Below are 25,895 nucleotides of genomic sequence, written 5' to 3'. Positions count from 1 at the left end.
CATGCTTGAGTTCCCCGTGCCCGGTGGGTGCGGGGAACTGTTCGTGACCGGCCGGAAGGAAACAACCCCGCATGACCCTCCTCGTCCACAAGCAAGCCGCCACCGGAACGCTCACCGGCCTCGCCCTGGGCGACGCGCTCGGCTATCCGACCGAGTTCAGCCTGGTGGACAGGATCGTCGCCAGATTCGGTCCGTGGCGGCAGCTGGAGCTGCCGACGCCGGCGCTCGTCACCGACGACACGCAGATGACACTGGCGCTCGGCAGGGGCGTACGGACGGCGATGGACCGGGGCGTGCTGGAGCCCGAGGGGATGGCCGAGGCCGTGCGGCAGGAGTTCATCGCCTGGAACCGCTCCCCCGAGAACAACCGCGCCCCCGGCAACACCTGCCTGCGGGCCTGCCGCCTGCTGGAGCTCACGGACCGCCCCTGGCAGGAGGCCAGCCAGATCCAGTCCAAGGGCTGCGGTGCCAACATGCGCGTCGCGCCGCTGGGCGTGATCCAGGGCCTGAGCGACGAACAGCGCGCGGGCGCCGCCCAGTTGCAGTCCGCCCTCACCCACGGGCACCCCACCGCGCTCGCCGCCTCCGACCTCACCGCGCACGCCGTACGACTGCTCGCGCAGGGCACCGAGCCGGCCGAGCTGATCGGCCTGCTCCGCTCGTACGCCCTGGAGAACCGCAGCCACTACCACGAGCGCTGGCTCGGCGACCTGTGGAGCCGGGCCAAGGCTCCGACGCCCGAGCAGTTCATCGCGCTCGGCTGGGACGAGTGTCTGGCGATCCTCGACCGGCTCCGGGACGCCGTGGGCACCGTCTCGCCCGAGGACGACCCCTGCCTGGCCACCGGCGACGGCTGGATCGCCGAGGAGGCCCTGGCGACCGGCTTGCTGTGCTTCCTGCTCTTCCCCGGCGAACCGGTGACTGCCCTGCGGCGCGCCGCCTGCACCGCCGGCGACTCGGACTCGATCGCCTGCCTGGCGGGCGCCTTCGCCGGTGCGCATCTGGGCGCGGAGGCCTGGCCGGCCGAGTGGGCCGACCGCATCGAGTACCGGAGCGACCTGCTCACGCTCGGGGCGCTGTGGGACGCGTGACGGTCAGGTGAGGCGGACCGAGTTTCCCTCCACCGTGATCTGCTCGGAGGGCAGGGCGCGTGTCGCCGGGCCGTGGGCGACCGCGCCGTCGGTGATGCGGAACTTGCTGCCGTGGCAGGGGCAGTTGATCGTGCCGTCGGCGACGGTCGTCACCAGGCAGCGCTGGTGGGTGCAGATCGCCGAGAACGCCTTGAACTGACCCTGCTCCGGCTGGGTCACCACGACCTCCTCGTTCTTGAAGATCTTGCCGCCGCCGACCGGGATCTCGTCGGTGGCGGCCAGTTCCTGACCGGCGGGGGCGTCCGTGGTCTCCTTGCCGGTGGGGGAGACCGTCGACGTGGAGCCGTTGCCGTCGCCGCCCCCGCCGCAGGCCGCGACCAGTGCCACCGCGCCTGTCGCGCCCGTCGCGAGGAGAACCGTCCGGCGCGTGGTGTCGTAGGTCATGTCGTCACTCCGAACGTGCCGAAAAGGGAGAAAAGGGACTTTTCTGAATCTTGGCACTGAAAATACCCAAGGAATAGTGATTCGGGTGTCTCATCGGGCGGGCGCCGCGCATCCAGTTCGCGGGGGCTGACTAGGCTGGACGGACGTAGAGCGACACGCACGTCAGCAAGGAGCAGCGCCGTGGCGGTACGAGCGGTCCGGGGGGCCGTCCAACTCGAGCGGGACGAGGCCGGGCACATGGACGAGCAGGTGGGAGCCCTGCTCACGGCCATCCTGGAGCGCAACGAACTCGAGGCCGACGACCTGATCAGCATCTGGTTCACGGCCACGCCCGATCTGCACAGCGATTTCCCGGCGGCCGCCGCCCGCAAGCTCGGCATCGTCGACGTACCGCTGATCTGCGCCCAGGAACTCGACATCGAGGGCGCCATGCCGCGCGTCGTCCGGGTCCTCGCGCACATCGAGTCCGACCGGCCCCGGGCCGGCATCGCCCACGTCTACCTCGGCGCCGCGGCCGCCCTGCGCAAGGACATCGCCCAGTGAGAACCGCACTCGTCATCGGCACCGGCCTCATCGGCACCTCCGCCGGTCTGGCCCTGTCCCAGCGGGGCGTCGTCGTGCACCTCGCCGACCCGGACCCGGAGCAGGCCCGCACGGCGGCCGCGCTCGGCGCCGGCACGGACGAGGCGCCGGACGGACCCGTCGACCTCGCGATCGTCGCCGCCCCGCCCGCCCACGTGGCGGACGTGCTCGCCGACGCCATGCTCAGCGGAGCGGCCCGCGGCTACCTGGACGTCGCCAGCGTCAAGGGTGGTCCGCGGCGCGAGCTGGAGGCACGCGGCCTCGACCTGTCCGCCTACATCGGCACGCACCCCATGTCGGGCCGGGAGAAGTCCGGCCCGCTCGCCGCGACCGGGGACCTCTTCGAGGGCCGGCCCTGGGTGCTGACCCCGACCAGGGACACCGAGACCGAGGTGCTGAACCTCGCCCTGGAGCTGGTCTCGCACTGCCGTGCCGTGCCGGTGGTGATGGACGCCGACGCCCACGACCGTGCCGTCGCCCTCGTCTCCCACATGCCCCACCTGGTCTCCAGCCTGGTCGCCGCGCGCCTGGAGAACGCCGAGGAGGCGGCCGTACGGCTGTGCGGGCAGGGCATCCGGGACGTGACGCGGATCGCCGCCTCCGACCCCCGGATGTGGATCGACATCCTCTCCGCCAACCCCGGGCCGGTCGCCGACCTGCTCACGGACGTCGCCGGCGACCTGGAGGAGACCGTACGGGCCCTGCGCGCCCTGCAGTCCACCGACGACCACAAGCGCCGCGAGGGCGGAACCGGCATCGAGGACGTCCTGCGACGCGGCAACGCGGGGCAGATCCGCGTCCCCGGCAAGCACGGGTCCGCCCCGCGGGTCTACGAGGTCGTGGCGGTGCTCATCGACGACCAGCCCGGACAGCTGGCCCGGATCTTCGCGGACGCGGGCATGGCCGGCGTCAACATCGAGGACGTACGCATCGAGCACGCGACGGGGCAGCAGGCCGGCCTGGTGCAGCTGATGGTCGACCCGAAGGCGGCACCCGTGCTCAGTGCCGCGCTGCGCGAGCGGGGCTGGGCGATCCGGCAGTAGGGCATCCTGGAACAGGGCAGGCCGACGCGCGGCCGGACGAGTGACCCGCACCCAGTAACCTTGTGCGGGGCCCTCGCGCCCTCACCCCGCCAGCCCGGTCCAGGAAGGTCTCCACTGTGGAAAGCCCCACGCCCGTGATTGTCGCCATCGACGGCCCCTCCGGCACGGGCAAGTCGAGCACCTCGAAGGCCGTGGCGGCGCAGCTCGGGCTGAGCTACCTGGACACCGGTGCCCAGTACCGGGCGATCACCTGGTGGATGGTGAGCAACGGCATCGACATCGACGACCCCGCGGCGATCGCCGCCGCGGCCGGCAAGCCGGAGATCGTCTCGGGCACCGACCCGCAGGGCCCGACCATCACCGTCGACGGCGTCGACGTGGCCGGGCCGATCCGCACCCAGGAGGTCACCTCCAAGGTCAGCGCGGTCAGCGCGGTCTCCGACGTGCGGGCCCGGATCACCGAGCTGCAGCGCACGATCGCCGCCTCCGCGCCGGACGGCATCGTGGTCGAGGGCCGTGACATCGGCACGACCGTGCTGCCCGACGCCGACCTGAAGATCTTCCTCACCGCCTCCCCGGAGGCGCGTGCCGCCCGCCGCAGCGGCGAGCTGAAGGGCTCGGACGTCCACTCCACCCGCGAGGCCCTGATCAAGCGGGACGCGGCCGACTCCAGCCGCAAGACCTCGCCGCTCGCCAAGGCGGGCGACGCGGTCGAGGTGGACACCACCGAGCTCACGCTGGCCCAGGTCATCGAGTGTGTCGTCACCCTCGTCGAGGAGAAGCGGGCGGGGAAGTGACCGAGCTGCCTTCGGTACGGGGTGCCGAGGTCGGGCGGCGCATCGGCGTCGGCCTGATGTACGGGTTCTGGAAGCCGCGCGTGCTCGGCGCCTGGCGGGTGCCGACGAACGGCCCGGTGATCCTCGCGGTCAACCACTCCCACAACATCGACGGCCCGATGGTCATGGGCGTGGCGCCCCGGCCGACGCACTTCCTGATCAAGAAGGAGGCGTTCATCGGGCCGCTGGACCCCTTCCTGCTCGGCATCGGGCAGGTGAAGGTGGACCGCGACACCACCGACCGAACGGCGATCACCCAGGTGCTCGGCATCCTGGAGAACGGCGGCGTGCTCGGCATCTTCCCGGAGGGCACCCGGGGCGAGGGCGACTTCGCCGCGCTGCGCGCCGGGCTGGCGTACTTCGCGGTGCGCAGCGGCGCCCCGATCGTGCCGGTCGCCGTGCTGGGAAGCACCGAGAAGCGCGGACGGTTGATAAAGGGGCTGCCTCCGCTGCGCTCGCGCGTCGACGTCGTCTTCGGCGAGCCCTTCGACGCGGGCGACGGCAGCGGGCGCCGTACGCGCAAGGCGCTGGACGAGGCCACCGGCCGCATCCAGAAGCAGCTCGCCGCCCACCTGGAAAACGCCAGGCGCCTCACCAGGCGCTAGGCAACAACACTGAGTAGTGGATCAGCCCGGAAGACAGCGGGTACTCCACCGACCACCAAGATGAACGACGAGGTACGGACTTCATGAACGACCACATCCAGCCCGACGGCTCGGCCGCCTCCGAGGGCGCGCACGAGCACGACCACGGGGCGCTCGGCGACGCCGAGTTCGCGGAGTTCATGGAGCTCGCCGCGGAGGAGGGCTTCGCCCCCGAGGACGTCGAGGGCGCCATCGAGGCGGCCGGACACGGCCCGCTGCCCGTGCTCGCCGTGGTCGGCCGGCCCAACGTCGGCAAGTCGACTCTCGTGAACCGGATCATCGGACGCCGCGAGGCCGTCGTCGAGGACAAGCCGGGCGTCACCCGCGACCGGGTGACCTACGAGGCCGAGTGGGCGGGCCGCCGCTTCAAGGTCGTCGACACCGGCGGCTGGGAGCAGGACGTCCTCGGTATCGACGCCTCCGTGGCCGCCCAGGCCGAGTACGCCATCGAGGCCGCCGACGCGGTCGTCTTCGTCGTCGACGCCAAGGTCGGCGCCACCGACACCGACGAGGCCGTCGTACGACTGCTGCGCAAGGCCGGCAAGCCGGTCGTGCTGTGCGCCAACAAGGTGGACGGCCCGAGCGGCGAGGCCGACGCGTCGTACCTGTGGTCGCTGGGCCTGGGGGAGCCGCACCCGGTCTCGGCGCTGCACGGCCGGGGTACCGGCGACATGCTGGACCAGGTGCTGGAGGCGCTTCCCGAGGCCCCGCGTCAGGCGTTCGGCCCGGGCGGTGTCGGCGGGCCGCGCCGCATCGCCCTGATCGGCCGCCCGAACGTCGGCAAGTCCTCGCTGCTGAACAAGGTGGCGAACGAGGAGCGCGTCGTCGTCAACGAGCTGGCGGGCACCACCCGTGACCCGGTCGACGAGCTGATCGAACTCGGCGGCGTCACCTGGAAGTTCGTCGACACGGCGGGCATCCGCAAGCGCGTCCACCTCCAGCAGGGCGCCGACTACTACGCCTCGCTGCGGACCGCCGCCGCCGTCGAGAAGGCGGAGGTCGCCGTCATCCTCATCGACGCCGCCGATTCGATCTCGGTGCAGGACCAGCGGATCGTCACCATGGCCGTGGAGGCGGGCCGCGCGATCGTCGTCGCCTTCAACAAGTGGGACACCCTCGACGAGGAGCGCCGCTACTACCTGGAGCGGGAGATCGAGACCGAGCTCGGCCAGGTGGCCTGGGCCCCGCGGGTCAACGTCTCGGCCCGCACCGGTCGGCACATGGAGAAGCTGGTCCCGGCGATCGAGACGGCCCTGGCGGGCTGGGAGACCCGGGTCCCGACGGGCCGGCTGAACGCGTTCCTCGGTGAGCTCGTCGCCGCTCACCCGCACCCGGTCCGCGGCGGCAAGCAGCCGCGCATCCTGTTCGGCACCCAGGCGGGCATCAAGCCGCCGCGGTTCGTGCTGTTCGCCTCCGGCTTCATCGAGGCGGGCTACCGGCGCTTCATCGAGCGCCGGCTGCGCGAGGAGTTCGGCTTCGAGGGCACGCCGATCCACATCTCGGTACGGGTGCGCGAGAAGCGCGGCGCGAAGAAGAAGTAGCGCGACGTAGCGCGAAACAGTGGAAGGGGCGGCCCCGCGGGGCCGCCCCTTCCACTGTCCGGTGCTCGCTCAGACGCCGCTGCGGGGTACCGGCGGCAGGGCGGTCGGCACATAGTGCATCGCCGTGCCGTGCGCGCTGACGGTCCCGACGCGCTGCCAGTGCGGCTGCTGTGCGGCGTGGCGGGCGCTCTGGGCTCCCGCGCTGTACGCGCTGTACGAGCTGCCGTACGAATGGCTGTACGAGCCCGTACTGTGCGGGATGCTTCCGAAGGCGGTGAAGCCCAGCTTCTCCTCGCCGCTGCGGTCGCCGGGCAGTGCGCGGAAGGACTTGACGTACTCGGTGTAGAGCGCGTCGTAGATCGGCGTGGCCGATGGGCCGCCCAGGGAGTCCTGAGCCGACCGTGCGGAGGGGATCGGCGAGTAGGACTGGCGGCGGGGAACGTCGTATGCGTGCACGTATGTCCAAACGACCCCGAGGGTCAGGAGATGCGGCCCTTGTACGGCTTTCGCCGGTGTGCGGCGCGTGCGGGTGACCCGCCGGTTCAGGTGCCGGCCAGCGGGAGGGCCGCGCCGACCAGCACTCCTGTCGCCGCCGCCTTGTCCAGGGCGTCCCGCATCAGGTCCTCGCGCGGCTGACGGCCGATCGAGCCGACGGGCGCGGCGAACATCAGTACCTGTTGGTGCTTGTTGGCGGCCGCGCGCCAGGGGTCGGTCACCTGGAGCGGCTGGTGCGCCTGCCACCAGGCCACCGGCTGGCCGCCGTTGGTGCCGGGCTGCAGCACAGCGTGCAGCTGGCCCACGGCGAGCAGCACAGACCAGCCGTGCAGCACCGGCGGTACGGCGGACAGGTCGGCCAGCGGCATGAAGCCCTGCTCGGTGAGCAGCGGCAGGAAGTCGTCGCCGGAGCCGGTGGTGCCGGCCCGGGCGATGGGTGCGGTCGGCTCCACCACCAGGGCCGGGTGCAGCTCCCCGGCGATCAGGACGAGCCCGCTCGTCACGCCGAGTACCGCCGGCTCGGGCGACGACTGGTCGGACACCATGCCGCCGGTGTCGCCGGCGATGGACTTCACGGCGCCCCGGAGCTGCTCCTCGGTCACCTGGACGACCTGCGAGGGCAGACAGCCGGAGTGGGCGAAGGCGAGGACGGCGGTCTCGTCCCCGATGAAGAGGACGGTGCTGGTGCGCTCCTGCTCGGAGTCGCCAGGAGTACGGCAGGACGTGCAGTCGTAACTGCCCGGGGCGGTCTCTCCGGCGAGCAGGCGGTCTGCTTCTTCGTCGCCGATCTCGGCGCGTACCTCGTCGCTGACGTCGAGCATGCGCGGCACGGGGGGCTCCCTCGGGGGTGCGGTGCGTGGCAAAGCCGGGGTGGCTCCCGGCCCGTGGTCCGGGTAGGCCCCGGCTCATGAAGGAGACAACGGGCGATCTGTGGCGGGAGTCACGCCCCAGGGCGAACGGAATCGAACCAACCAGCGCGCAGGGTCACGTTCGGCGCGGAATCGCACACTCACGGTCAAGTCGCCGATTTGCAGGGGACGTTGAGGTGGTGAAGTGGGTCACAGGTCATCAAGCCGGTTGGTCGATAAATCACGAAATCCAGGAATGAAGTGGGTGTCCGGAAATTGCCGTTACCTGGGGTATCGGTGAACTGGCCTGGCGTGACGGGCCGCTGGTTGATGACAGGCCGTCAACTCCTTAGATTCCTCCGCCGTGTGCAGCGAGCACCGCTCGGGTACGTCCGCCGGCCGCACGGTTCTCCGGAACCGCGCAGCATGAACCACCGGCGGGCGGGGCGAGCGCGACCCACGCGCCCCATGGCGCGGGGAGTGGCGTTCCGCCTTGGGGGACCCCGGGTGCTTCGAGAGGGAACTACATGTCCGAATGTGCCGATACCACCCGCGACAGCGCTCGGAAGAACCCGGTTCGTACGACGGCGGTCCTCGCCGGGGCGGCCCTGCTCGCGCCCCTCGGACTGCTGGCGGCGACCGGCAACGCCGCGGCGGCTGACAGCGGGGTGTGGGACCGCATCGCCCAGTGCGAGAGCGGCGGCAACTGGCACATCAACACCGGCAACGGCTACTACGGCGGACTTCAGTTCGCCCCGTCGACCTGGAGCGCCTACGGCGGCACGGCCTACGCGGCCACGGCCGACCGGGCGAGCAAGCCCCAGCAGATCGCCGTCGCCACCAAGGTCCAGCGCGCCCAGGGCTGGGGCGCCTGGCCGACCTGCTCGGCTCGCGCCGGGGCGAGCGGAAGCGCACCCGCGGCTTCCGCCGCCGACCCGGTCACCTCCAAGCCCGCTCCGGCGAAGCAGTGGAAGGCGCCGGCACGGTCCGCGGAACACCCGGACCGCAGCTCGTCCCGCGGCGACTACACCGTCCGCGCGGGCGACACCCTGAGCGGCGTCGCCGCCCGGCACGGAACCACCTGGCAGCGCCTCTACGCCGCCAACCAGGCCGCCATCGGCGCAGACCCCGGCTTTATCGTGCCCGGCCTGCGCCTCGACATCTGAGCCGCTGCCCCCCCCTCGCCGGGACACGGGTCCCGTCCGGTCGGCCGACCGGACGGGACCTTCGCGGTGCGGGGCGGGCGCCGGGTCATCGCCTGAGCTCGCCCGCCTCCCCGGCGAACACGACCGATCCGCGGCGCAGTTCGTAGACGAGGGCGGGCCGGTCCCGCAGGGCGGGCGGGAGCCGCTGCTCGGCGATCACCACGCACGCGTCGAGCGCGCTCAGCAGCTGGTACGTCCGGGTCGCGACCGGGGGCGACATGCCCTGGGCGGGCTCGTCGACGAGCACCACGCGCGCGCGTGCCAGCAGGGCCCGGGACAGCGCAAGCATGCGCTGCTCCCCGCCGGAGAGGGTGCCGGCGCGCCGCTCCAGCAGGGGGCGCAGCTGCGGATAGGCGTCGAGGGCCGGGGCGGGGTCCGGGGCGGCGAGCCCCAGGTTCTCGCGCACGCTGAGCGAGCCGAACACGGCCTGCCGCTCCGGCACCAGGCACAGCCCGCGCCGGGCCCGCCCATGGGCCGGTACGCGGGTCACGTCGGCGCCGTCCCACACCACGGCCCCGCCCGACAGAGGCACGGTGCCGGCCAGCGCGCGCAGGGCGGTGGTGCGGCCGGAGCCGTTGCGGCCCAGCAGGACGGTGAGACCGGGGCCGGGGGCGGCGAGGGTGACGCCGTGCAGGGCTTCCAGCGGGCCGTAGCGCACGCGCGCGTGGCGCAGGGAGATCGTCGTCATCGGCCGGCCGCCGTTCCCAGGGCGTCCAGGACGCGCTCGGGCGGACCGGAGGCGACGATCCGGCCCGCGGCCATCACGTGTACGACATGGGCGAGGCCCGCGACCAGGTCCAGGTCGTGCTCGACGACGAGCAGGGCCGTGCCGTCGGCGGCCAGGGCCTTCAGGACCCGGGCCAGAGCGGTCACTTCGGCGCTGTCGAGGCCGGCGGCGGGCTCGTCGAGCAGCAGCACCCGGGGGCCACCCGCGAGGACCCGGGCCAGTTCGACGCGGCGCAGTGTCCCGGTGGGCAGCCCGGCGGCGGGCAGGGCCCGCACCGGCCCGTCCAGCCCGAGCAGCCTGAGTGTCCGCTCCACCGCGCCGGGGTCGGTCACCCGGCCCTGCTCGGCGCCCACCCGGACGTTCTCGGCCACGGTCAGAGACGGGAAGACGGCCAGTTGCTGGAACGTCCGTGCGACACCGAGCCGGGTCCGGGCATGAGCGGGGAGCGCGGTGATGTTCCGCCCGCCGAGCCGCACGGTTCCGCGCGCCGGGCGCAGCGTCCCGGCCAGACAGTGGAACAGGGTGCTCTTCCCGGCCCCGTTGGGGCCGACGACGGCGGTGATCCGGCCGGGGGAGAGGTCCAGGTCGACTCCGTCGAGGGCGGTGAAGCCGCCGTAGCGGACGTGGAGGTGGCCGGCGGTGAGGAGGGCGGCGGGGGCGGTGGTGGTCGGGTCCGTGGGCGGTGGGGTGGCCCGGGCCGGCCCCGCCGGGCGCCGCCGTCGGCTCGAGGAGGGTTCGCCCGCCGCCTCGGGCCGGGCGGCCGGCGGGCGGCTGACGCCGCTCGGCGCGCGGTGGGGAGCCGGGCCCGACGGGCCGCGTTCCTCACCGCTCTCGCCGTTCCGGTACCCGCGCCGCCCATCCGCTCCTGAGGTCTCCGCCCTCCGCCCCACGCGCGTGGCCCCCGTCGGTGTCGGCGCGCTCCGGGCCGCCCGTGGCTCCGCCGGGCGCAGCAGCGCGCGGGCCCGGGAACCGAGCGGGGTCAGGGCCGATGCCCGGCGCAACCGCAGGCGTTCCGCCGCCATGTGCAGGGCCTCGTACGGGCCGCCGGGGAAGCGGCCCACGAGGATCGCCAGGACGCCGATCAGGGCCGCGGCGACCCCGCCCCGGGTGCCCGCGTCCAGGCCGACCAGGAGGGCCGCGGCGGCCAGGGCGCCGAGGGTGCTGTCGGCGCCCAGCACCACGACCGCCGCGAACCACAGCAGGCCGCGCACCGGGTCGTACGCGGCGGCGTCGAAGGCGCGCAGGCCCATGCCGAGCATGCCGCCGCCCAGCGCGGCCAGCGCCGCGCCGGCGACGAAGGCCAGCAGCTTGAGGGACGGCACCCGGACGCCCGCCGCCTGCGCGCCCCGCTCGTGGTCCCGCATGGCCGCCAGGGCCCGGCCGGTCCGCCCCCGGCGCAGGACGTGCGTCACCAGCAGCGCGACCGCCAGCAGGAGCAGCTCCAGGACGTAGTAGGCACGGTCACCGTCGAAGCCCGCCGGGCGGCCCAGGGACAGGCCCGACGTGGCGTACGGCTGGGCGAAGACGAAGCGGCTCACCCCCACGCCGACCGCGAACGTCGCCAGCGCCAGCGCCAGGCCCCGGCGGCCGATCGCCGGCCAGCCGGTGAGCAGGCCGAGCGGCGCCACCAGCACGACCGCCACCGCGAGGGCCGCCAGCTCCGGCAGCCGGGGCAGCCCCGGGAAACGGCCCGCCGCCAGCAGCGCGGTGAACAGGGCACCCAGACCCGCGTACGCCGCCTGGCCCAGCGAGATCTGGCCGCCCCGGCCGGTGACCACCACCAGGGACAGCAGGATCACGGCCAGCGCCGGCACCTGGACCGAGGTGTGCAGGTCCCGGCCGGCGAGGCCCAGCGGCAGCAGGAACAGGACGAGTGCCACGACCCAGGCACCCGGCGGGGTCCGCACGCGCGCGGTGGCCGTGCGCGGCAACGCGTCACGCGTGTCGGCCACCGGCAGGGCCAGCGCAGCGATCAGCAGCGCGACGACGAACAGGTTCGTGCCTACGGCCTGGAGCAGCGGCTCGACCCAGCCCGGCGGATGCAGCCGCGTCAGCTGGCTCTGTGCCACCCCGATGCCCAGCGCCACCACCACCGCGACCGGCAGGCTCCGCATCCGCGCGGCCACCGCGACCGCCACGACCTCCATCACGAGCAGCGGCAGCCCGTACGGGTCGAGACGCACGTACGGCGCCAGCAGAACGCCCGTCAGACCCGCCGTGAACGAGCCGAACGCCCAGCCCGCCGCCGCGACCCGGTCCGCGTCGATGCCGCCCAGCACGGCGAGCTGCCGGTCGTCCACCACGGCCCGCAGCTCCCGCCCGAACCGCGTCCGGCGGACCACCACCGCGACCCCGGCGGCCAGCAGCAGCACCACCGCCAGCTGGCCCCACGGCTCGTCCGGCACCAGCTCCGGCGCGTCCTCCCGTGCCCCCTGCCCCCACAGCAGCGCGGCCCCGCCCACCAGCAGCACGAACACCCCGATGGACGCCACCAGCGTCTGCGCCGGGTCGCCGCCGAGGACCGCCAAGGGCCGGAAGACGAACCGTTCCAGTACGACACCCAGCCCCGGCGCCAGCACCAGCAGGGTCACCGTGGCCCCGAGCCACAGCGGCCAGCCCCACTCGACCACGCACTGCCGCAGGACATACGCGCACACCATCGCGATCGCGCCGTGCGCGAAGTTGAGCACGCCGGTCGCGCGGTACGTCACGATCAGGCCGATCCCGGTCAGCGCCGCCGCGCTGCCGACCGAGAGGCCGGCCAGGGTGAGGTCGTACGTCAGTGAGGACATCAGTCGGTTTCTTCGGCCGGCTCACAGATCGGGCAGGGGCCCAGTTCACCGCTCGCCACCAGCTTGGAGTCCACCGGGACCGCCTCTGCCTTGCCCGCGACCAGCGGGCAGTCCGCGCGGTGCCACAGCGTGCCGCCCGGCACCATCAGCTGCTCGCCGCTGACCGCGAGCGGCGCGACGGAGGCCTGCCCGGTCTCGTCCGCGTCGGTGGGCTCGGCGGCCACCAGCAGGTCGTACAGCTCCTCGACGCGCGCGGCGGCGATCGACCCCCGGCCCTGGGCCAGCAGCACCGCCCCGGAGACGATCAGCGCGGCGCCGGGGACCGTGCAGGAGGCGAGGTAGGGCAGCTGCCGTTCCGCGAAGCGCTCGCCGGAGACGCCGTACCAGCCGACGACGCACAGCACCGCGCCCGCGGCCAGCGCGGCCCAGCCGGTCCACAGGACGGTACGCACGGTCCGCAGTCGGCTGGTCCGCATCGCTGGCTCCCACACGTCGGTTGGGCTGTGTGCCTGGTGCCTGTTCAAGTCCGGCGATCGCTTGCACTATGCCCTGTGGAAGCTGACCCTGAAAGCACCGGGCGCACATGGCCCGGACCGACACCCGGTGGTGAGCCAGATGGTTCTCGGCAGCGACCTCAGGCGGGGTAAGGCGACAGAGGGCCCGCGAGCCGCGGGACGGGGCACGGCGATCGCGGCCGCCCTGGTCCTGGCCCTCGCCCCGGCCCTCGCGGCGTGCAGTGACGACAGCGGCGGCGGAAGCGAGAGCACGCCGCCCACACCGACCGCGGAGCGGACCACGAGCGCCCCGGCGAGCGCGCCGGCGGACCGGGCCGCAGCCGAGAAGGAGATCAAGCAGAACTGGGAGACGTTCTTCGACCCGCAGACCTCGACCGAGGACAAGCAGGCCGTCCTGGAGAACGGCGACCGGATGGGCCCGGTGCTGCAGGCCTTCGGCGGTGACGAACGCGGCGGGCAGGTCGAGGCACGGGTCACCAAGGTCGAGTTCACCTCGGCGACCGGGGCGGACGTGACGTACACGCTCACTCTGAAGGGGGCCACCGCCCTGCCGGACGCCTCCGGGACAGCCGTCGAGCAGGACGGCACCTGGAAGGTGTCCGTCAAGACGCTGTGCTCGCTGGTGCAGATGAGCGGCAATGGGTCGCCGGTCCCGGGCTGCTGAGATCCTCGCCGCGGTGCTGCTGCTCGCCCTGAGCGCGGCCTGCGGCAGCCGGCTCCCGGAGAGCGACTTCGAGCGCGACGACCGCACCCCGGCGCCCCGCGACTCCGCGCCCCTGCGGGTCGGCGTCATCACCAGCGCCACCAGCCCGGTCGGTGGCAGCGCCTTCACCGGCCCGCGCGACGGCGCCAAGGCCTGGTTCGACCGGCTCAACGCGCGCGGAGGCATCGACGGCCGCCGCGTGGAGGTGCGCCTGTGCGACGACGGCGGCAGCGGCGTCGGCAACAACGAGTGCGTGCACGAACTGGTCGAGGAGGACGACGTCGTCGCCCTGGTCGCCACCACCGCACTGGACTACGCGGGCGCCTCCCGCGTCTCCCGCGCCCGCGTGCCCGACATCGGAGGCCAGCCCATCGGCGGCGCCTACGACACCTACCCGTACCTCTACGGCATCTACGGCAGCCTCGCGCCCCGCGACGGCACCACAGGCTGGGACGGCAAGCTGTACGGCGGCACCGAGGTCTACCGCTACTTCAAACGCGAGCACGGCGCCCGCACCGCCGCCGTCGTCTCCTACAACCAGTCCGCGTCCGCCGCCTACGCCCGGCTCGTCGAGCGGGGCCTGCGCGCCGAGGGCTACCAGGTCGTCACCGAGCAGGTCGACTTCGCCCTGCCCAACTTCCGCGCCGTCGCGGCCGACCTGAAGGAACAGGGCGCCGACCTGGTCTTCGACGCCATCGACTCGCACGGCAACGCCCGGCTCTGCCAGGCCATGGACGAGGTCGGTGCCCAGGTCACCGCCAAGGTGACCAACGTGCAGAACTGGACCTCCACCGTCCCCGACGACTACGAGGACGCCCCTCGCTGCCGCAACGCTCTCTGGGCGACCGGCTCCAGCCGCGACTTCGACGACACCGGCCACCCGGCCGTACGGGAGTTCCGCGAGGCGACGAAAGGCCTGAAGACGCACTCCCAGTGGCAGCTGGAGGGGTGGGCCGCCGCACGCTGGTTCACGGATGCGGCGAAGTCCTGCGCGAAGACGGGCATCACGCGCGCGTGCGTCGACGGCTACATGAACCGCAGCCAGGGCTACACGGCGGGCGGACTGCTCCTGCCCGTCGAGTTCCAGCGGCTCGCCGAGCCCCCGAAGACCCGCGAGACCTGCCTGTCGGTGGCCCGCTGGCAGGACGGCGAGGGCTGGGTCGGCCAGGGCGACATGAACCGCACCTGCTTCGACGTACCGCAACTGGCGTATGCGCCTTGAGGACAGCGGCTGTCCGCAAGGGCTGACAGACTCGCCCCATGTTGGAGACCTCGGCCCGCCTGCTGCGTCTGCTGTCCCTGCTCCAGGCCCACCGCGAGTGGTCCGGCGCCGACCTGTCCGAGCGGCTCGGCGTCAGCGCCCGCACCCTGCGCCGCGACGTCGACCGGCTGCGCGGGCTCGGCTACCCGGTCAACGCCAGCCCCGGCACGGGCGGCGGCTACCAGCTGGGCGCCGGCGCCGAACTCCCGCCGCTGCTGCTGGACGACGACGAGGCCGTGGCCGTGGCGGTCGGGCTGCGCACGGCCGCCGGGCAGGGCATCGAGGGCATCGGCGAGACCTCGGTACGGGCCCTCGCCAAGCTGGAACAGGTACTGCCGAACCGGCTGCGCCGCCGGGTGGGCGCCCTCAACGCCTTCACCGTGCCGATGCTGCGCGGCACGCTGCCCTCCTCGGTCGACCCTGCCGTGCTCACCGAGCTCGCCCACCTCTGCCGGGACGCCGAGCGGCTGCGCTTCGAGTACCGCGGCCACGACGGCACCCTCAGCCGCCGCAGTGTCGAACCGCACCGCCTGGTGTGCACCGAGCGCCGCTGGTACCTGGTCGCCTGGGACCTGGAACGGGAGGACTGGCGCACGTTCCGCGCGGACCGCGTCACGCCCCGGCCGCCGCACGGACCGCGCTTCGTGCCGCGCGAGCCGCCCGCCGAGGACCTGGCCGCCTACGTCTCCCAGGGCGTCTCCACGCGCGTGTACGCCACCCACGCCGTGGTGCGGCTCCTGGCACCCCTGGAGGAGGCCGCCGCCCACATCTCACCCTCCGCCGGGGTGCTGGAGGCCGAGGGCCCCGGCACCTGCCTGCTGCGCTGCGGCGCCGGCAGCCTCGACGTGATGGTGATCCACGTGGTGATGCTGGGCTTCGAGTTCGAGGTGCTGGAGCCGGTGGAGCTGATCGAGGCGGTCAGGAGGACTCGCGACCGGCTTGATGGCGCTTTGGCTCGGGCTGCGCAGTCACCGCCGCGTACTCCGGATGGTGCAGGTCGAACGCCGGCGACTCGGAACGGATCCGGGGCAGCGTCGTGAAGTTGTGCCGGGGCGGCGGGCAGGACGTCGCCCACTCCAGCGAACGGCCGTAGCCCCAGGGATCGTCGACCTCGACCTTCTCGCCGTACTTGGCGGTCTTCCACACGTTGTAGAGGAACGGCAGCGTCGACATGCCGAGCAGGAACGCGCCGATCGTCGAGACGGTGTTGAGCGCGGTGAACCCGTCGGCGGCGAGGTAGTCCGCGTACCTGCGGGGCATGCCCTCGGCACCCAGCCAGTGCTGCACCAGGAACGTGGTGTGGAAGCCGACGAAGAGCACCCAGAACTGGATCTTGCCGAGCCGTTCGTCGAGCATCTTCCCGGTGAACTTCGGCCACCAGAAGAAGAGGCCGCCGAAGATCGCGAAGACGACGGTGCCGAAGACGACGTAGTGGAAGTGCGCGACCACGAAGTACGAGTCCGTCACCTGGAAGTCCATCGGCGGCGACGCCAGGATCACCCCGGTCAGCCCGCCGAACAGGAACGTGACCAGGAAGCCCGTCGCCCACAGCATCGGGGTCTCGAAGGACAGCGAGCCCTTGAGCATGGTGCCGGTCCAGTTGAAGAACTTCACTCCCGTCGGCACGGCGATCAGGAAGCTCATGAGGGAGAAGAAGGGCAGCAGCACCGCGCCGGTGGCGAACATGTGGTGCGCCCACACGATCATGGACAGACCGGTGATCGCCATCGTCGCGCCCACCAGGGTCAGATAGCCGAACATCGGTTTGCGGCTGAAGACCGGGATGATCTCCGTGATGATCCCGAAGAACGGCAGCGCGATGATGTACACCTCGGGATGCCCGAAGAACCAGAACAGGTGCTGCCACAGGATCGCTCCGCCGTTGGCCGCGTCGAAGACCTGCGAGCCGAACCGCCGGTCCGCCTCCAGCACCAGCAGCGCCGCCGCCAGCACCGGGAACGCCATAAGGATCATGATCGACGTGAACAGCGTGTTCCAGACGAAGATCGGCATCCGGAACATCGTCATACCGGGGGCGCGCATCCCGATGATCGTGGTGATGAAGTTGACCGCGCCGAGGATCGTGCCGAAGCCCGCCAGCGCCAGCCCCATGATCCACAGATCGGCCCCGAGGCCCGGCGTGCGCTCCGCGCTGTTGAGCGGGGCGTAGGCGGTCCAGCCGAAGTCCGCAGGACCGGACGGCACCAGCAGCGAGCCGAGCACGATCAGCCCGCCGAAGAGGAACAGCCAGTACGAGAGCATGTTCAGCCGGGGGAAGGCGACGTCGGGCGCGCCGATCTGGAGCGGCATCAGCTCGTTGGCGAAGCCCGCGAAGGTCGGCGTCGCGAACAGCAGCAGCATGATCGTGCCGTGCAGCGTGAACGCCTGGTTGAACTGGGTGTTGTCGATGATCTGGAGCCCCGGGCGGGCCAGTTCGGCGCGCATCAGCAGTGCCATCACACCGGCGACCAGGAAGAAGAGGAACGACGTGGCCAGGTAGAGGTGGCCGATCTTCTTGTGGTCCGTCGTCGTCAGCCAGTCGACCACCACCCGCCCGTGCCGCGTCCTCGGCACGGTCCGCGCCGTCGCCTGTACGGTCTGCGTCCCCATCGCTCGCTCGCCCCTTCGCTCATCGCGCACCGGGCCCGCCGAAGCCCGCGCCGCAGGTGCCCGCGAGCCCACGCCATGATGCTCGGGTCACCGCGCGCTCCGACAGGGGCGTATCGGCCTCTCCGTGCCCGATCCACGCATTTCCCGTGCGGTGCCGGCTCGGCCGGACCGGTGGCGGTGCCGGAATGGAACGAGGCTCCGGGGGTACTTCTCCCGGAACTTTCCGCCGGGCTTTTCCAGGAGCTCATGTGACACGCGGGAATTACGATCGAATGCCTGCGGAAGGCCTACGGAACCGCTCGTCCGGGTGACGGACATCGCCGGAAACAGCTGTCGTGATCTTGTGACAGAAGTGTGACCGGGGCCGGACAGCCACCGGGGTAGCGTGGCGGCATGGCACCGATTCCGACACCTTCCGCGGAACCCGACGACAGCCCGGACACGTATGTCGGCCTGGCGGCCGACCGGGCCGAAGACCTCGCGCGAGAGCGCGGCTGGCAGACGGTGCGCTCGTTGCCGCCGGGGGCGATCATCACGATGGAGTACCGCGTGGGACGGCTGAACTTCGAGGTGAAGGGCGGCCGCGTAGCGCGCGCCTGGAAGGGCTGAGACAGGGCGAAGGCCCCGGTTCCGCTCCGGAACCGGGGCCTTCGTGTGTCTGTCAGGGGTGGGCCGAGGAGGCCGAGCCGCGCGGGTGCCGCTCCGGGTGCGGCGGGCGGCGGCTGCCGGCCGGAGTGACCGGGGTGCGCTCAGAGCGGGCCGTGTGCGGCCCCGGGGCCAGGTATGCCGGGGCCCGGGGGGCACGGGCTGCGGCGTCCTCCCGGTCGGCGGGCAGCGGCGTGACCACCACGGGCGGCGCGCTGACCGGGACGGAAGCCGTACTGCTCCAGCGGGACCGCAAGCGGTCGCGCAGCTCGAAGATCCTGACCTCGGCACGGGCGATCAGTGGCTCGAACCACGGCAGGGCGAGCATGATCAGCAGGCCGGCGACCCAGCCGAGGAGGACATCGCTCAGCCAGTGCGTACCGAGGTAGACGGTGGCCAGCCCGACGCCGAGCGAGGTCACGGCGGACACGGCGGACAGCCAGCGCTGCGCTCTCGCGGTGGAAGCCAGGTAGGCCAGGATTCCCCAGGTCACCACGGCGTTGGCGGTGTGACCGCTCGGAAATATATCGCCGCCGCGCCACATCTCGTTGGAGCCGATCACGGTCGCGTAGTGCGGTCCCAGGCGGCCCATGCCGTACTTGGCGGCGCCGACCGTGATGTTCAGCAGCAGCAGGGAGACGCCGAGGGCGAGCAGCGGACGCAGGGTGTGCTGCCGCCACGAGCGCCAGCCCAGCCAGGCCGCCACCATCACCGCGGTCGGGCCGCGCTGGCCGAGCACCACGTAGTAGTCGACGAACCAGTGGATCTCCGACCACTGCTGGTACGGCCGGAAGAACATGACCTGCCAGTCGAGCCGGACCAGCCAGGATGTGATCACCACGGCCCACACGATCGCGCCGTAGAACGCCGCGGTGGCGGCGACGAGCACGATGCGGTGCCTGCTCATCTTCGGCACATCGATGTGGGCGGGTCGTTCCGGCTCACGATCCAGCCGGGCGAACACCCGGTCCAGACGGGTGAGCTTCGGTTCGGTACGCACCCAATCGACGTTACAGCGAGTGAGCTCTGATCCCGGGCGAATCAAGGGCTTTGTGATGACGATGTGATGTGGGATTCCTCTCAGGAGGAGGTTTATTTCCACCGAATCCGTAATCGTCTGCCGCTGCGACCTTCAATTCCTTTGATCATTCCGGATGGGGGTTTTATTGCGCTTTTGAATTCGTTCACCGCGGCATGGTGCGGAATTCCCCCGGCGCTCACAGCGGGTCAGGGCGGACCGGAGCCGTTCAGCCAGAACGCCCCGTACACCGCGGAGGCTACCGCCACGGACCCGAGCACCGCCGCTGACCTGCGCGTACGTAGCCGGGCCAGGGCCAGTGCGAGGGGCAGCAGCAGCGGGAAGGCGGGCACCAGAAGGCGCGGTTTCGAGCCGAAGTAGCTCGACGCGCACAGCGCGAGCGCCGTGACGACCCCGGTGTAGACCAGCAGCGGGAGCGGCTGGCGCTGACGTACCCCGATCACGTACAGCCAGACGACTGACGCGACCCCGACGATCAGCCCGACGCCGGCCAGGGCCGAGGGGAACGACGTGAACTTCTCGCCGACGAACCGGGCGAAGGCGTAACCGCCGTCGAAGCCGTTGCGCCACCCCGCCTGCACGTCGAGATAGCCGAGCGGCCCCTTGCCGGTGTGGTGGCCGACCCACAGCACGTAGCCGGCGGTGCCGAGGGGGCCATCAGCATGCCGAGGACACGAGAGGCGTCGGCGGAGGCGGAGGCAGGGGAAGAGACGGGGGCGCCCGGGGTGTTCCGTGCGCTGTCCGGCTCGCTCGCGCGTCGGTCCCGCACGAAAGAGGCAATGGCCGCCACCCACACCGCCGCCGCCACCGCCATCCCCACCGGGCGGGTCAGCCCCGCCAGCAGGGCCAGCGTGCCCGCCACCGGCCAGCGGCCGGTCAGGACCGCGTACAGCGCCCATGCGGCGAGCGCCGTGAACAGGGACTCGCTGTAGGCCATCGACTGCACGATCCCGACCGGAAGGACGGCCCACAGCAGTACAGCGCACACCCCGGCCCGGCGGCCGTACACATGGTCGGCCACCGCGAAGATCCCCCAGGCCGCGGCGAGAGAGGCGAACAGACTGACGAGGAAACCCCCGTCCGCGCAGGACAGCGGGGACACCGCCGTCACCAGCCGCTCCAGCCAGGGCAGCAGCGGGAAGAACGCGAGATCGGAGTGCACGTCCCCGTTCGCCAGGCGCACCTCGTAGCCGTAGCCGAGCTCGGCGACCCTGGTGTACCAGAGAGAGTCCCAGCGGGCGGTCAGCAGCGTGTACGCGTTCTTGTCGCGGGCCGCGCTCCACACGGCCAGCGCGACGAGGCCCAGGGCACGCACGGCCGCGTACCCCAGCAGCGCCGGGGCCGCCCGGCGCAGCGCCCCGGCGCGGGACGGGGCCACGCGCGTCTCGAGATCGGTCACGCGCCCGATTATCGACCCGGGGCGGAACCGGGCGGCCGGCCGGGGCGTGGTCGACGCAGAGGGGAGCGGCGGATGAGTGGCGTACGCCACATCGTTCCGCCGGAACTGTGAGAGGTCCGCCACTAGGCTCCGGCGGGGACTCGCGTACGCTGACGTGTCACTCGCTTTTCGTTTGCGCGGGCCGGAGACCACCACCGCTCCTCTCCGGCCGAGTCGCGGGGGCGTCCCCACCCCGTGAGCCCGCCGATCGCGAGGGAACATCTGGGAGGTACGTACATGTCCGGGACGACCACGGCTGCCGCTGCGCTGCGCCGTCGGGCGGCCGGGGCCGGTGCCAACCGCTGGGTGGTTCTCGTCGTCCTCTGCGTCAGCCTGCTGCTGGTCGCCGTCGACGCCACCGTGCTGCACGTGGCGGTCCCCGCCGTCACCGAGGACCTGAGGCCCGGCGGGATCGAGCTGCTCTGGATCGTCGATGTCTACCCGCTCGTCTGCGCCTCGCTGCTGATCCTCTTCGGCACGCTGGGCGACCGCGTCGGACGCCGAAGGGTCCTGCTCCTCGGGTACGCGCTGTTCGGCGTGGCCTCCGGCATGGCTGCCCTGGCGGACAACGCCCAGGTCCTGATCGCGGCGCGGGCGCTGCTCGGCGTGGGCGGCGCGATGATCATGCCGGCGACCTTGTCGATCCTGCGCCAGGTCTTCCCGGACCGGCGCGAGCGGGCGCTCGCGATCGGCATCTGGAGCGCCGTGGCCGCGGTGGGCGCGGCGGTCGGGCCGCTGCTCGGAGGCTTCCTGCTGGAGCACTTCTGGTGGGGTTCGGTCTTCCTCGTCAACATTCCGTTGATGCTGGTGAGTCTTCCGGTGGGGCGGCTGCTGCTGCCCGAGTCGAAGGGCGACGGCAACGGCCCCTGGGACGTCGTCGGCGCCCTGATGGCGGCGGCCGGGCTGTTCGGCATGGTGCTGGGCGTCAAGAGGCTGGGCGGCGGGGAGCCGGTGTGGAGCATGTTCACCGTGCTGCCGCTGGTCCTGGGTGCGGCGCTGCTGGTGGGCTTCGTACGGCGGCAGCGGCGGCGGGCGTATCCGCTGGTCGACCTCAAGATGTTCGCGCGGCTGGCGTTCAGCACGTCCGTCGGCTGCATCGTGCTGGCGATGCTCGCGCTGGTCGGTCTCGAGCTGATCGCGGCGCAGTACCTGCAGCTGGTGCTCGGGCTGTCGCCGCTGGAGACGGGGCTGCGGCTGCTGCCGCTGACGTTCGCCGCGATGGCGGCCGGGCTGGCCGGTGCGCGGATGCTGCGGCGGTTCGGGCCGCGGCGGATGGTGAGCATCGGGTTCTGTGTCACGGCGTTCGCGGTGCTGCTGCTGACGGCACTGGGGCGCACGGACCAGTGTGCGCTGATGCTGGCCGCGTTCGTGCTGCTGGGTTTCGGGCTGGAGACGACGCTGTTCGGGGCGTACGAGTCGATGCTGAGCGAGGCGCCGCAGGACCAGGCCGGAGGAGCGGCGGCGATAGGGGAGACGTCGTACCAGCTCGGGGCCGGGATCGGGATCGCGCTGCTCGGCAGTGTGATGAACGCGGCGTACGCGCCCGGACTGTCGGGTGTGTCGGGGGTGCCGGAGTCGGCGTCCTCCTCGGCGGGGCATTCGCTGGGGGAGGCCTACGAGGTTGCCGCGCGGCTGGGCGGGTCGGCCGGGGCCGCGCTGCGGCATGCCGCCCGGGACGCGTTCGTGCACGGGCTGCATGTGACGTTGCTGGTGAGTGCGGGGCTGTTGCTGCTCGGGGCGGCGATGGCGTTGCGGTTGCCGCGGACCATGCAGTGCGAGGAGGAGGCGGCGGGTGCGGTGGAGGTACCCGCACCGAGGGACGCCGCGGAGTCGCGCGTCTCGGTGTAGCCGCCTCGCCCACCCACGCACCGCCCGTAACTGTTTGAGGGGGTCGAGGTCGCCCGTGGGGGCGGGGCGCCGTCGGCGCCTTGGGGGGGATCGTGGGGCGGTGCCCTGGGCCGCGCCCGGCGGTGAGCGGGCGCCCGAGCCGGAGCTCACAGCTCACGCCCGGTCCAGTGGCCATGCTGCACGGATGTTGTCATGGGCGAAATGCGTTCCGCCGGGCGATGGGAGCCGTTCTTCTCCGGGTACGGGTATCCCGCTCGGGCATGCCGGGATCAAGTCCGCAGTCGCCGATGGTGCTCTGCCTCCACGGGCGACCCTGGCCTCGTCGATCGGCAGCTACGGGTGGTGCGTGGGTGGGAAAAGGTCGTAGCGTCTTGGCTAGCGGTGCTAGTTAAAGAGTTTCGGAGGGTGCCACCATGTCCGAGTCGTCCAGGATTCCTCCTTTCGACCCCGGTGACCCGCTCGGTCTCGACGACCTGCTGGATCCGGAGGACCTCGGGATCAGGGACACCGTCAGGGCCTGGGCCGCGGACCGGGTGCTGCCGTATGTGGCCGACTGGTACGAGAAGGGGGAGCTGCCGGAGATCAGGGAGCTGGCGAGGGAGCTCGGGAGGCTCGGTGCGCTCGGGATGTCGCTGAGCGGGTACGGGTGTGCCGGTGCCTCCGCCGTGCAGTACGGGCTCGCCTGCCTGGAGCTGGAGGCCGCCGACTCCGGCATCCGTTCCCTCGTCTCCGTGCAGGGCTCCCTCGCCATGTACGCCATCCACCGCTTCGGGAGTGAGGCGCAGAAGCGGGAGTGGCTGCCCCGTATGGCCTCCGGCGAGGTCATCGGGTGCTTCGGGCTCACCGAGCCCGATCACGGCTCCGACCCCGCCTCCATGCGGACGTACGCCAAGCGCGACGGCTCCGACTGGGTCCTCAACGGGCGCAAGATGTGGATCACCAACGGCTCGGTCGCCGGTGTCGCCGTCGTATGGGCGCAGACCGAGGACGGGATCCGAGGGTTCGTCGTGCCGGCGGGCAGCAGCGGGTTCTCCGCGCCGGAGATCAAGCACAAGTGGTCCCTGCGCGCCTCGGTGACCAGCGAGCTCGTCCTCGACGACGTACGACTGCCCGCCGACGCCGTACTCCCGGAGGGCACCGGCCTGCGCGGACCGCTCAGCTGTCTGTCCCACGCCCGGTACGGAATCGTGTGGGGCGCCATGGGCGCGGCCCGCAGTTCCTTCGAGGCCGCGGTCGACTACGCGAAGTCGCGGGAGCAGTTCGGGCGGCCCATCGGGGGCTTCCAGCTCACCCAGGCCAAACTCGCCGACATGGCGGTCGAACTGCACAAGGGGATTCTGCTCGCCCATCATCTGGGGCGGCGCATGGACGCCGGCCGGCTGCGCCCTGAACAGGTCAGCTTCGGCAAGCTCAACAACGTACGGGAAGCGATCGAGATCTGCCGCACGGCCCGCACCATTCTCGGCGCCAACGGGATCTCCCTCGAATACCCCGTGATGCGGCACGCGACCAACCTCGAGTCGGTGCTCACCTATGAGGGCACCGTCGAGATGCACCAGCTCGTGCTGGGCAAGGCGCTCACCGGACTCGACGCCTTCCGCTAGACGCCGTCCGGTGAACCCCGCGCGGGGCAGGGCCGGTGAGCGGCCCTGCCTCAGCTCTGGTTGAAGAAGCCGTCCGAGCGGTGCCCGGCCGGGTCGCCGTTCACGATCTCCGTGTTGGCGGGGGTCAGCAGGAACACGCGGGTCGACACCCGCTCGATCGAACCCCGCAGGCCGAAGATCAGCCCGGCCGCGAAGTCGACCACGCGCTTTGCGTCGGCGGCGTCCATGGCCGTGAGGTTCATGATGACCGGCACGCCCTCGCGGAACAGCTCGCCGATCGCGCGGGCGTCCCGGAAGCTGTCCGGGGTCACCGTGCCGATGCGACGGCCTCTCTCCTCGGCGACGTCCGAGGCCACCTTGACACGCGGATCGGTGACCCAGGCCTCCCCGGACTCGGTCCCGTCGGAGTAGTCGTCGTCGTAGTAACGCTCGTCTTCGTTGTCGTCGACGAGGCCAAGCCAGGCACTTGCCTTGCGTACCGATCCCATGGACGCCTCCTCTCACAGCGGTCTTTCTGCTTTCCGCACCCCTATGGTCGTCCATGATGCGGATGGCGCGCCAAGTGGATAGACGCCGCACGGGGGGTTTGTGACGGTACTGGTGCACAGCGATTCCGTCGAGAGTCCGTGTTTCCCAAGGGCCTTGTCGTAAACGACTGCTGACTGTGAGTGAAATATGATTCTTCGCGGCGTATGGGTGATGGGCCGTGCGTACGGGTGAATGGGTTGGCCGATACCATGCGGCACCCAAACAACGTACGGAGCGCGGGGGACGTCGTGTTCGGAATGGTCAGGCCCTGTAGGCATCGGCTCGGTGAGAGTCTCGCCGCTCAGTGGATGGCGCATTTGTGTGGTCTGTGTCTCGCGTTGCGCGGGGACCACGGTCAGCTCGCGCGCATTGTGACCAACTATGACGGGCTTCTCGTCTCCGTATTGACGGAGGCTCAGACACGCCCTGTGGCCGGCGTGTCGAGTGGTGTGGGACGACGTACGGCGGGTCCGTGTCCGCTGCGCGGGATGCGCACCGCGTCCGTCGCGCACGGTGAGGGGGCGCGGCTCGCGGCGGCCGTGTCGCTGGTGCTCGCCTCCGCGAAGATCCGCGACCATGTCGCCGACGGCGACGGGCTGCTGGCGCGGGCGCCGGTGGCGCGCGCCGCGCGCCGGGTCGCGAAGGGCTGGGACCGCGCCGGGGCGCGGACCGGTTCCGCCGTCGGGTTCGACACGGCCGTCCTGGTCGATGCCGTGGACAGGCAGGGCGGTACAGAGGCGCTCGCCGGGCCTGGGACGCCGATCCTGACGGTGACCGAACCGACCGAGACCGCGACCGCCGCCGCCTTCGCGCACACCGCGGTCCTCGCCGGCCGGCCGTACAACGCCGCGCCGCTCGCCGAGGCCGGGCGCCTTTTCGGGCGCCTCGCCCACCTCCTGGACGCCGTGGAGGACCGGCACGCTGACGCCGCGTCAGGCGCCTGGAACCCGATCACCGCGACCGGCATCTCCCTCGTGGAGGCCCGGCGGCTCGCCGACGACGCGGTGCACGGCGTCCGGCTGGCGCTGCGGGAGGCGGAGTTCACCGACGGGCGGCTGGTCCACCGGCTCCTCGTGCACGAGTTGCGCACCTCCGTCGACCGGGCCTTCGGTACGGCCACCTGCGCTCACACCGCCGGTCCCGAGGCGGCCGGCCCTCATGCGCCGCCCGGCACCGGCGTACCGGGCGGCCCCGGCGCCCCGCTGCCGCCGCGCGGCGACCGGCGCGGGCTGCTCGCCGGGTGCGCGGTGTGGCTGGGGCTCGCCTGTACGTGTCAGATGTGCTGCGGCACGTACCAGGACCCGTGGACGGGCCAGCGCAAGGAAGGACAGTGCGGCAACGGCGACTGCGGCGGATGCGGGGACTGCTGCAGCTGCTGCGACTGTTGCGGCAACTGCTGTGACAACTGCGGCTGCGACGGATGCGACTGCGGCTGCAGCTGCTGAGGCACCGGCGG

Annotated in this window: 22 protein-coding genes and 2 pseudogenes; 14 read left to right on the top strand and 10 right to left on the bottom strand. The window is 72.1% G+C overall.

Annotated features, from left to right (window positions below; all coding sequences use genetic code 11):
• Positions 1–71: 71 nt before the first annotated feature.
• Positions 72–1,091, top strand: a complete 1,020-nt coding sequence (locus tag ACQEV8_RS09575; protein WP_432958999.1) for an ADP-ribosylglycohydrolase family protein — start codon at positions 72–74, stop codon at positions 1,089–1,091.
• 3 nt (positions 1,092–1,094) lie between these two features.
• Here ACQEV8_RS09575 and ACQEV8_RS09570 read toward each other — a convergent pair whose 3' ends face one another.
• Positions 1,095–1,535, bottom strand: coding sequence for a Rieske (2Fe-2S) protein (locus ACQEV8_RS09570; protein WP_432958997.1), 441 nt, complete (start codon positions 1,533–1,535; stop codon positions 1,095–1,097).
• A 180-nt stretch (positions 1,536–1,715) separates the two neighbouring features.
• On the opposite strand from ACQEV8_RS09570, the gene aroH reads away from it, so the two are divergent.
• From aroH to der, 5 genes are all read left to right on the top strand, one after another.
• On the top strand, positions 1,716–2,078 hold the full coding sequence (aroH, locus tag ACQEV8_RS09565) for a chorismate mutase (RefSeq protein ID WP_215122378.1): 363 nt from the start codon (positions 1,716–1,718) through the stop codon (positions 2,076–2,078).
• Entirely contained in the window at positions 2,075–3,160 is a 1,086-nt protein-coding gene (locus ACQEV8_RS09560) for a prephenate dehydrogenase (protein WP_432958995.1), read from the top strand. The genes aroH and ACQEV8_RS09560 overlap by 4 nt, the downstream gene beginning before the upstream one ends.
• 116 nt (positions 3,161–3,276) lie before the next feature.
• Positions 3,277–3,957 (top strand): (d)CMP kinase, encoded by a 681-nt coding sequence (gene cmk / locus ACQEV8_RS09555; RefSeq protein WP_432958994.1) that lies wholly within the window; start codon positions 3,277–3,279, stop codon positions 3,955–3,957.
• Entirely contained in the window at positions 3,954–4,601 is a 648-nt protein-coding gene (locus ACQEV8_RS09550; protein ID WP_432958992.1) for a lysophospholipid acyltransferase family protein, read from the top strand. Before cmk ends, ACQEV8_RS09550 begins: the two co-directional genes overlap by 4 nt.
• Before the next feature lie 83 nt (positions 4,602–4,684).
• Complete coding sequence (gene der / locus ACQEV8_RS09545; protein ID WP_432958990.1) at positions 4,685–6,181, top strand: ribosome biogenesis GTPase Der; 1,497 nt, start codon at positions 4,685–4,687, stop codon at positions 6,179–6,181.
• A gap of 69 nt (positions 6,182–6,250) precedes the next feature.
• Here the strand turns inward: der and ACQEV8_RS09540 are convergent, their stop codons facing one another.
• Both ACQEV8_RS09540 and ACQEV8_RS09535 read right to left on the bottom strand, forming a co-directional pair.
• Positions 6,251–6,637: a hypothetical protein gene (locus tag ACQEV8_RS09540; protein ID WP_432958988.1), complete on the bottom strand. Its 387-nt coding sequence runs from the start codon at positions 6,635–6,637 to the stop codon at positions 6,251–6,253.
• 86 nt (positions 6,638–6,723) lie between these two features.
• Positions 6,724–7,506, bottom strand: a complete 783-nt coding sequence (locus ACQEV8_RS09535; RefSeq protein WP_432958987.1) for a hypothetical protein — start codon at positions 7,504–7,506, stop codon at positions 6,724–6,726.
• A 545-nt stretch (positions 7,507–8,051) separates the two neighbouring features.
• On the opposite strand from ACQEV8_RS09535, the gene ACQEV8_RS09530 reads away from it, so the two are divergent.
• Positions 8,052–8,690 (top strand): transglycosylase family protein, encoded by a 639-nt coding sequence (locus ACQEV8_RS09530; protein ID WP_432958985.1) that lies wholly within the window; start codon positions 8,052–8,054, stop codon positions 8,688–8,690.
• A gap of 85 nt (positions 8,691–8,775) precedes the next feature.
• Here ACQEV8_RS09530 and ACQEV8_RS09525 read toward each other — a convergent pair whose 3' ends face one another.
• Genes ACQEV8_RS09525 through ACQEV8_RS09515 form a run of 3 tightly spaced genes read right to left on the bottom strand, consistent with a single transcriptional unit; the run spans position 8,776 to position 12,724 of the window.
• Complete coding sequence (locus ACQEV8_RS09525; RefSeq protein WP_432958983.1) at positions 8,776–9,417, bottom strand: ATP-binding cassette domain-containing protein; 642 nt, start codon at positions 9,415–9,417, stop codon at positions 8,776–8,778.
• On the bottom strand, positions 9,414–12,248 hold the full coding sequence (locus ACQEV8_RS09520; protein ID WP_432958982.1) for an ABC transporter permease subunit: 2,835 nt from the start codon (positions 12,246–12,248) through the stop codon (positions 9,414–9,416). Before ACQEV8_RS09520 ends, ACQEV8_RS09525 begins: the two co-directional genes overlap by 4 nt.
• Positions 12,248–12,724 (bottom strand): hypothetical protein, encoded by a 477-nt coding sequence (locus ACQEV8_RS09515; protein WP_432958980.1) that lies wholly within the window; start codon positions 12,722–12,724, stop codon positions 12,248–12,250. Before ACQEV8_RS09515 ends, ACQEV8_RS09520 begins: the two co-directional genes overlap by 1 nt.
• Before the next feature lie 139 nt (positions 12,725–12,863).
• Between ACQEV8_RS09515 and ACQEV8_RS09510 the strand changes: the two genes are divergently transcribed.
• The 3 genes from ACQEV8_RS09510 to ACQEV8_RS09500 are packed head-to-tail and all read left to right on the top strand — an operon-like array spanning position 12,864 to position 15,767.
• Positions 12,864–13,427: a hypothetical protein gene (locus ACQEV8_RS09510; RefSeq protein WP_432958978.1), complete on the top strand. Its 564-nt coding sequence runs from the start codon at positions 12,864–12,866 to the stop codon at positions 13,425–13,427.
• Entirely contained in the window at positions 13,402–14,688 is a 1,287-nt protein-coding gene (locus tag ACQEV8_RS09505) for an ABC transporter substrate-binding protein (RefSeq protein WP_432958976.1), read from the top strand. The genes ACQEV8_RS09510 and ACQEV8_RS09505 overlap by 26 nt, the downstream gene beginning before the upstream one ends.
• A 38-nt stretch (positions 14,689–14,726) precedes the next feature.
• Complete coding sequence (locus ACQEV8_RS09500; RefSeq protein ID WP_432958974.1) at positions 14,727–15,767, top strand: helix-turn-helix transcriptional regulator; 1,041 nt, start codon at positions 14,727–14,729, stop codon at positions 15,765–15,767.
• Here the strand turns inward: ACQEV8_RS09500 and ctaD are convergent.
• Positions 15,766–17,337: pseudogene (gene ctaD, locus ACQEV8_RS09495) on the bottom strand (aa3-type cytochrome oxidase subunit I); the annotation flags it as partial. The gene ACQEV8_RS09500 and the pseudogene ctaD overlap by 2 nt on opposite strands.
• Before the next feature lie 393 nt (positions 17,338–17,730).
• Between ctaD and ACQEV8_RS09490 the strand changes: the two are divergent.
• Positions 17,731–17,946 (top strand): I78 family peptidase inhibitor, encoded by a 216-nt coding sequence (locus tag ACQEV8_RS09490; RefSeq protein ID WP_432958972.1) that lies wholly within the window; start codon positions 17,731–17,733, stop codon positions 17,944–17,946.
• Between the two features lie 52 nt (positions 17,947–17,998).
• Here the strand turns inward: ACQEV8_RS09490 and ACQEV8_RS09485 are convergent, their stop codons facing one another.
• Positions 17,999–18,982 (bottom strand): phosphatase PAP2 family protein, encoded by a 984-nt coding sequence (locus tag ACQEV8_RS09485; protein WP_432958970.1) that lies wholly within the window; start codon positions 18,980–18,982, stop codon positions 17,999–18,001.
• Between the two features lie 227 nt (positions 18,983–19,209).
• Positions 19,210–20,420 (bottom strand): annotated as a pseudogene (locus ACQEV8_RS09480) (glycosyltransferase family 39 protein).
• Positions 20,421–20,696: 276 nt separating this feature from the next.
• Here ACQEV8_RS09480 and ACQEV8_RS09475 point away from each other — a divergent pair.
• Both ACQEV8_RS09475 and ACQEV8_RS09470 read left to right on the top strand, forming a co-directional pair.
• On the top strand, positions 20,697–22,307 hold the full coding sequence (locus tag ACQEV8_RS09475; RefSeq protein WP_432958969.1) for an MFS transporter: 1,611 nt from the start codon (positions 20,697–20,699) through the stop codon (positions 22,305–22,307).
• 413 nt (positions 22,308–22,720) lie between these two features.
• Positions 22,721–23,911, top strand: a complete 1,191-nt coding sequence (locus ACQEV8_RS09470; protein WP_432958967.1) for an acyl-CoA dehydrogenase family protein — start codon at positions 22,721–22,723, stop codon at positions 23,909–23,911.
• A 50-nt stretch (positions 23,912–23,961) separates the two neighbouring features.
• Here the strand turns inward: ACQEV8_RS09470 and ACQEV8_RS09465 are convergent, their stop codons facing one another.
• The gene (locus ACQEV8_RS09465) at positions 23,962–24,399 is read right to left on the bottom strand and encodes a cell division protein SepF (protein WP_432958965.1); all 438 of its coding nucleotides are present in this window, start codon (positions 24,397–24,399) and stop codon (positions 23,962–23,964) included.
• A gap of 288 nt (positions 24,400–24,687) precedes the next feature.
• Here ACQEV8_RS09465 and ACQEV8_RS09460 point away from each other — a divergent pair, with 288 nt between their 5' ends.
• A complete protein-coding gene (locus tag ACQEV8_RS09460; RefSeq protein WP_432958963.1) occupies positions 24,688–25,884 on the top strand; it encodes a DUF5685 family protein in 1,197 nt (398 codons plus the stop codon).
• Positions 25,885–25,895 lie beyond the last annotated feature (11 nt).

Origin of the sequence: Streptomyces sp. CA-179760 (assembly GCF_050937045.1) — a bacterium.
Classification (GTDB): Bacteria; Actinomycetota; Actinomycetes; order Streptomycetales; family Streptomycetaceae; genus Streptomyces.
Note: the sequence above shows the minus strand (reverse complement) of the source record. Positions and strands in the feature narration are given on the sequence as shown.

Bases quoted from the DNA above. Each gene is read 5' to 3' on its own strand.
- ACQEV8_RS09530 (WP_432958985.1), top strand. From the start codon at position 8,052: ATGTCCGAATGTGCCGATACCACCCGCGACAGCGCTCGGAAGAACCCG.
- ACQEV8_RS09475 (WP_432958969.1), top strand. From the start codon at position 20,697: ATGTCCGGGACGACCACGGCTGCCGCTGCGCTGCGCCGTCGGGCGGCC.
- ACQEV8_RS09520 (WP_432958982.1), bottom strand. From the start codon at position 12,248: ATGTCCTCACTGACGTACGACCTCACCCTGGCCGGCCTCTCGGTCGGC.
- ACQEV8_RS09515 (WP_432958980.1), bottom strand. From the start codon at position 12,724: ATGCGGACCAGCCGACTGCGGACCGTGCGTACCGTCCTGTGGACCGGC.
- ACQEV8_RS09505 (WP_432958976.1), top strand. From the start codon at position 13,402: ATGGGTCGCCGGTCCCGGGCTGCTGAGATCCTCGCCGCGGTGCTGCTG.
- ACQEV8_RS09570 (WP_432958997.1), bottom strand. From the start codon at position 1,535: ATGACCTACGACACCACGCGCCGGACGGTTCTCCTCGCGACGGGCGCG.
- ACQEV8_RS09470 (WP_432958967.1), top strand. From the start codon at position 22,721: ATGTCCGAGTCGTCCAGGATTCCTCCTTTCGACCCCGGTGACCCGCTC.
- ACQEV8_RS09575 (WP_432958999.1), top strand. From the start codon at position 72: ATGACCCTCCTCGTCCACAAGCAAGCCGCCACCGGAACGCTCACCGGC.
- der (WP_432958990.1), top strand. From the start codon at position 4,685: ATGAACGACCACATCCAGCCCGACGGCTCGGCCGCCTCCGAGGGCGCG.
- ACQEV8_RS09465 (WP_432958965.1), bottom strand. From the start codon at position 24,399: ATGGGATCGGTACGCAAGGCAAGTGCCTGGCTTGGCCTCGTCGACGAC.
- ACQEV8_RS09490 (WP_432958972.1), top strand. From the start codon at position 17,731: ATGGCACCGATTCCGACACCTTCCGCGGAACCCGACGACAGCCCGGAC.
- ACQEV8_RS09525 (WP_432958983.1), bottom strand. From the start codon at position 9,417: ATGACGACGATCTCCCTGCGCCACGCGCGCGTGCGCTACGGCCCGCTG.
- ACQEV8_RS09500 (WP_432958974.1), top strand. From the start codon at position 14,727: ATGTTGGAGACCTCGGCCCGCCTGCTGCGTCTGCTGTCCCTGCTCCAG.
- ACQEV8_RS09510 (WP_432958978.1), top strand. From the start codon at position 12,864: ATGGTTCTCGGCAGCGACCTCAGGCGGGGTAAGGCGACAGAGGGCCCG.